General features: G+C 62.7%; 5 protein-coding genes. All 5 read left to right on the top strand.

Annotated features, from left to right (window positions below; translation table 11 throughout):
- Positions 1-417 precede the first annotated feature (417 nt).
- Positions 418-1674: a sarcosine oxidase subunit beta family protein gene (locus AC0L3O_RS32680; RefSeq protein WP_473617721.1), complete on the top strand. Its 1257-nt coding sequence runs from the start codon at positions 418-420 to the stop codon at positions 1672-1674.
- Between the two features lie 17 nt (positions 1675-1691).
- Complete coding sequence (locus tag AC0L3O_RS32685; RefSeq protein WP_473617722.1) at positions 1692-1958, top strand: sarcosine oxidase subunit delta; 267 nt, start codon at positions 1692-1694, stop codon at positions 1956-1958.
- Positions 1955-5026, top strand: coding sequence for a sarcosine oxidase subunit alpha family protein (locus tag AC0L3O_RS32690; protein WP_473617724.1), 3072 nt, complete (start codon positions 1955-1957; stop codon positions 5024-5026). Before AC0L3O_RS32685 ends, AC0L3O_RS32690 begins: the two co-directional genes overlap by 4 nt.
- Positions 5019-5528 carry a sarcosine oxidase subunit gamma gene (locus AC0L3O_RS32695; RefSeq protein WP_473617725.1) on the top strand — a complete coding sequence of 170 codons (510 nt, stop codon included), beginning with the start codon at positions 5019-5021 and terminating at the stop codon, positions 5526-5528. The genes AC0L3O_RS32690 and AC0L3O_RS32695 overlap by 8 nt, the downstream gene beginning before the upstream one ends.
- A gap of 132 nt (positions 5529-5660) precedes the next feature.
- Positions 5661-6000: aminopeptidase P family N-terminal domain-containing protein (locus AC0L3O_RS32700; protein ID WP_473617726.1), on the top strand; the 340-nt coding region annotated here is incomplete at its 3' end.

Here is a 6000-nt window from a genome sequence, read left to right on the forward strand (position 1 = left end):
AGCGCAGAGAGAGGTTGAGGCGTTTTCTGTGACGACCAGGCTGCTATCCGAACCGGCCTGATACAGGACGACTTCGTCTAGTCCGGTGAACTGATAGAGGCCGGGCTAACATAAATCTGCGTTTGTTTTAATTGTCATCGATGCTCTGGAAGGGACAACACGGAATGCCAAATCTCGTCGATTCTGAATCCGAAGGTCGCGCCGTCGCAAGACCTCGCAGCGCGATGGGGTTTTCTGGCGGCGGTGACAAACCCGTTACGATCGAGCCGTTCCCCTCAATCGCCTTCCTCGACTACGACGCATGGCTCTCTCCGTTCCGGTCATCGCAGTCTCCGAACCCCTCCCGGGTATGATCGGGCAAGGCGCGGAAACCTTCCGCAGCTTTGCCTACGTGTTTTTCGTCAGATAAGGAACCGCATGCGCGGCTATTCGGTTTTTCCCATCCTACGCAATGGATTTACCGGCGACAGGCACTGGCGGCGCGCCTGGCGCGCGCTCGATCCGAAGCCGGCCTATGACGTTGTCATTGTCGGCGGCGGCGGGCACGGCCTCGCGACCGCATTCTACCTCGCCGAGAACCACTGCATCCGCAACGTCGCCGTTCTAGAAAAGGGCTATGTCGGCGGCGGTAATGTCGGCCGCAACACCACGGTCATTCGCTCCAACTACCTGCTCGACGGCAACACCCAGTTTTACGAGTTCTCGATGAAGCTCTGGGAAGGCATGTCGCAGGCGCTGAATTTCAATGTAATGTTCTCGCAGCGCGGAATGCTCATCACGGCCCATTCGGCCGGCCAGCTTGATGGCTTCGGCCACCGCGCCAACATCATGCGGCTGAACGGCATCGACGCCGACATTCTCGACCGCGACGAGGTGCGGCGGCTCGTCCCCTACCTCGATTTTTCCGAAACGGCGCGTTCCACGATCCATGGCGCGATCTTGCAGGGCCGCGCCGGCACGGCACGTCATGACGCGGTGGCCTGGGGCTACGCGCGCGCCGCCGACGCCCATGGTGTCGACATCATCCAGGGCTGCGAGGTGACGGGTTTCGTCCGTGACGGCGAGCGTATCGTCGGCGTGGAGACGACGAGGGGCCGGATTGGGGCCGGGAAAGTAGGGCTTGCGGTGGCGGGTCACACATCAGTGCTCGGCCGGAAGGCGGGCCTCGAACTGCCGATCGAGAGCCACGTCCTGCAGGCTTTCGTGACGGAGCCAGTCAAGCCCCTGGTTCACCACGTCGTGGCCCACGGCACCGAGCATTTCTACGTCAGCCAGTCTGACAAGGGTGGGCTGGTCTTCGGCGGCGGTCTCGACGGCTATAATTCCTATGCTCAGCGCGGCAATCTCGGGATGGTCCGCGAAGTCGCGGAGGCGGCAGTCGCGCTAATGCCCTGCATTTCCCGCCTGCGCATTTTGCGCCACTGGGGCGGGGTGATGGACATGACGCCGGACGCCAGCCCCATCATCTCCCCTACGTCAGTCGACGGGCTCTACCTAAACGGTGGCTGGTGCTATGGCGGCTTCAAGGCCACGCCGGCCTCAGGATGGTGCTTCGCGCATACCATCGCCAGCGGAAAGCCGCATCCGCTCAGCGCCGCCTACAGCCTTGACCGTTTCTGGACTGGCCGCACGATCGACGAGGCCGGCGTCGGGCCGTTCGCCTGGCTTCAATAACCGAGAGCCCCAAGACCATGCTACGCATCGAGTGTCCCTGCTGCGGTCCGCGCGACCACGATGAGTTCCGCTACGGCGGCGACGCGTCCGCCGTCCGTCCTTCTCACGACAACGCGGATTTCGAGGCCTGGTACCGTTACGTCTTCGTGCGCGAGAACCCGGCCGGACCGCATCGCGAGTACTGGCAGCACGTGATGGGCTGCCGTCAATGGTTGGTGGTCGGGCGCGATACACGCAACCACGAGATCGCCTCGGTCCGCTCCGCACGGGAGGCGCGCGCATGAGGCGGCTTCACGAAGGCGGCCGGATCGACCGATCGCAACGGATCGCATTCAGATTTGACGGCAAGGCTTTAGCCGGATTCCGAGGCGATACGCTCGCTTCGGCGCTGCTGGCGAACGGAATCGGCCTGGTCGGCCGCAGCTTCAAGTACCACCGGCCGCGTGGGATCTATTCTGCCGGGCCGGAGGAGCCGAATGCTCTCGTGACGGTGGGGACGGCCGGTCGCCGCGAGCCGAACCTGCCGGCGACCACGGTGGAACTGGCCGACGGACTGGTTGCCGAGAGCCAGAACCGCTGGCCGTCGTTGAAGTTTGACATCCAATGCGTCAACGGACTGTTCGCACCGTTTCTGTCGGCCGGTTTTTACTACAAGACCTTCATGGGCCCGACGCGGCGGGCATGGATGTTCTATGAGCATTTCATCCGCAAGGCCGCCGGGCTCGGCCGGGCGGGCGAGGAGCCCGACCCGGATCGCTACGAGGTGCGCCATCTCTTCGCCGACGTGGCGGTGATTGGGACCGGACCGGCGGGGCTTTCGGCGGCGCTGGCGGCGGGCGAGGCGGGCACCAGGGTGGTCCTCGTAGAGCAGGATTTTTTGGCTGGCGGTACGCTTTTGTCGGAGCCGGCGGACGGCGAGGCCCGGGCCTGGCTTTCCGTAACGCTCGCACGGCTCGCCGACATGCCGAATGTTTCGATGATGACGCGCACCACTGCGTTCGGTGCGTATGACAGCAATGTGCTCGGGCTCGTGGAGCGGCACGGCTCAGGAACCGCCGATCCGGCAATAGGCGAGGCGCGCCAGATGGTAGCGCTTTTGCACGCGAAAACGATCGTCTACGCTACGGGCTCGATCGAGCGGCCGCTGACCTTCGCCAACAACGACCGGCCCGGCATAATGCTGGCCTCCGCGGCGCGGACCTATTTGAACCGCTTTGCCGTACTTGCGGGTACGCGGGTGATGGTAGCAACAGACAACGACAGCGCCTACCCGGCAGCCTTCGACCTTGCGTCGGCCGGGGCGGAAATAACGATAGCTGACAGCCGCGCGGAACCGGAACATGAACTATTGGAACAGTCGCGCCACTGGGGCATTTCCGTCCGCAGGAAATCGCTGATCTCCAATGCTTTGGGGCGTCGTGCCGTACGCGCTGTTGTGCTTTCCGAACCGGGCGGTACGATTACGTTGGAATGCGACCTGGTCGTGGTCTCGGGCGGTTGGTCGCCGACGGTGCATCTGACCTCCCATGTTGGGGTAAGGCCGGCATATCGCGAGGACATAAACGCTTTCGTTCCCGGAAAGCTCGGAGCGGGGCAGTTCGTGGCCGGCGCTGTGACAGGAGGCTTCATCACAGCCGGCGCCATCGAGGAAGGGCATCGTGCGGGGGCCGACGCAGCTGCGTTCTGCGGCGCAACAAAAATAGTCCAGCCGCCCTTCAGCCTCGATCTTGCTGAGATCAACGCGGGACTCAATGCCAGCCCGCTCGTCGCCTCGCTTCGCTCGGGACCTCTCTCCCACTTCGTGAGGGGAAAGGATGGTAGCCCTGCCAGGCGGCCGGAGCATCCTCTCCCCCGTCGATCGGGGGCGAGGTGGTTCGGAAATCGAAAGGCGGAACTTACCAAAGGCAAGGCCTTCGTTGACCTGCAGATGGACGTAACCGTCAGTGACATCGCGCTGGCGCATCGTGAGGGATACGAGTCGGTCGAGCATCTGAAGCGCTATACGACGCTCGGGATGGGCACCGACCAGGGCAAGACAAGCAATTTCCGCGCGCTTTCCGCCATGGCCGGCCTGCGCGGGATGGCGGTTCGGGACGTTGGCACGACAACGTTCCGGCCTCCCTATACCCCAGTCGCCGTCGGAGCGCTGGCGGGGCGCAGCCCGGGGCAACAGCACAAGCCGTTCCGGCGCACGCCAATACATGATTGGCATGTCGCCAACGGCGCGCAGATGCTGGAGTCGGGCGTCTGGATGCGGCCGTGGTTCTATCTTGCTTCTGGCCGCGATGTGGACGAGGCCTATCTCGCGGAAATGCGAATGGTGCGCGAGGCGGCCGGCCTGATGGACATCTCCACGCTTGGGAAGATCGACGTCCAGGGGCCGGACGCGGCTGAATTCCTCGACCGCGTCTATGTCAACAGTTTTGCCAAGCTGCCGATCGGCCGCGCGCGCTACGGCATCATGCTGCGCGACGATGGCATCGTCTTCGACGATGGTACAACGACCCGGCTCGGCGAGCGGCACTTTTTTATGACGACATCGACCGCGAAGGCCGCGGACGTGATGTCCCGGCTCGAATTCCTGCTCGATACCGCCTGGCAGGGCCTGCGCGTTTCGGTAACTTCGGTCACCGACGAATGGGCCGCGATGTCAGTGGCCGGTCCAAAGAGTCGGGAGATCCTCGCCGCCGCACTTCCCGATCTGGACGTTTCCAATGAAGCGTTGCCGCATATGGGTTTTCTTGAAGGTCGATATGGGGACAAGCCCCTGCGCGTCATTCGTCTCAGCTTTTCGGGCGAGCGGGCTTACGAGATCTATACCGGTGCTAGCGTCGGCAAGGAAATGTGGTGCCGGTTGATCGAGGCCGGCACGCCTTTCGGCCAGAAGTCTTACGGGGTCGAGGCTCTGGGCGGCTTGCGCGTCGAGAAAGGCCATGTCGCTGGGCCGGAGATCGACGGCAGGACGACGCTCGACGACCTCGGTCTCAGCCGCATGGCGGGCAAGCGCAGCGGCTATGTAGGCGATGTGCTTGCCCGCCGTGAAGCTCTCAGTGACCCGGCGAGGCCGCGGCTGGTCGGGCTACGCTGCCTTGAGCGGGGCAAGAGGTTGAGCGGAGGCGCTATTCTATTCAGGGCTGGCGAGCGGATGCACGGCCATGGTCTCGGCCGCATCACCTCGGTGACCTACAGCCCCACGCTCGACGCCTCGGTTGGCCTCGCTTTGATTGCCCGAAATGCCGCGGAGGAGGGCACTGAGATCGTCGCTGCCTATCCCATGAAAGGCCAGACGGTTCGGGCCCGAATAGTCTCGCCTATTTTCCTCGATCCGAAGGGAGAGCGGCTCCATGGCTGATGGTCCGAGCATGGGTGCGTTTAAGATGGCGGCCTATGACTGCTCGATCCTGCAATTCGAGGGTTGGGACGGCACGATGGCACAATTTGAGGTGGTACTGAATAAGATGCTACGTGGGCCTTTGCCGAACAAGGTCGGCGACACTGCTCGTCATGACGATGGGCTCGTCATTCGGATTGCGTCGCGCCGGTTTTGGCTGCTTTGCGACGGCCCGCCGCCTGTGAGCGACGTCGACGCGGAATTCGGCTGCGCACTCCCGCTCGGCGAGGGCAGGATTCGGCTCCGGCTGTCTGGCAGGGGCCTCAAACAGGTGCTGGAGCGGTGTGTCGCGGCGGATTGGGAGACACTGGGAGATGGACGGGCAGTCCAGACGGGTCTCAATCGTATGCCGGTGCTGCTGCTGCGCAGGAGCGAGTTCGAATGCGACCTCCTCGTCCCGCGCAGCTTTAGCAATGGGCTGATGGAGTTGATTGCCGACGCCTCCGCAGCGGACTGTACCTGACTACCTCGAACGGGTCGACCTAGGCTGCCCAGCTAGCCAAATATACGATCGGATTCAAGGCGCCTTTCAAGAAAGCAAAACCAATTGATCGCCTCCTGCGATCGAATTTACCAAGATAGGAGAAAGCTGCTCATGCCCACATCTAGTCAACAGGAACGCGTACCTGCATTTAGTCAGCAGGAATACCGCGAGCGCACTGCTCGGCTGCGACAGCAAATGGCGGCGCGCGGAATGGATGCGCTGCTTGTCATGAACGAGAATAATATGAACTACCTCACCGGCTATGATGGATACTCGGAGTATGTTCCGCAGCTCGCTCTCGTGTGTCAAGACGATGAAGATCCGTGGCTGATTTTGCGCGAAATGGACACTTTGTGTGCAACGCCCACCTCCTACCTGCCGCAATCACGCATTCTCAGTTATCCCGAGAAGTACATTGGGTCGAGCCAGCGGACGGCATGGGAGCCGATTG

The sequence above is a fragment of the Mesorhizobium sp. WSM4810 genome, assembly GCF_055811235.1.

Bases quoted from the DNA above. Each gene is read 5' to 3' on its own strand.
- AC0L3O_RS32680 (WP_473617721.1), top strand. From the start codon at position 418: ATGCGCGGCTATTCGGTTTTTCCCATCCTACGCAATGGATTTACCGGC.
- AC0L3O_RS32685 (WP_473617722.1), top strand. From the start codon at position 1,692: ATGCTACGCATCGAGTGTCCCTGCTGCGGTCCGCGCGACCACGATGAG.
- AC0L3O_RS32690 (WP_473617724.1), top strand. From the start codon at position 1,955: ATGAGGCGGCTTCACGAAGGCGGCCGGATCGACCGATCGCAACGGATC.
- AC0L3O_RS32695 (WP_473617725.1), top strand. From the start codon at position 5,019: ATGGCTGATGGTCCGAGCATGGGTGCGTTTAAGATGGCGGCCTATGAC.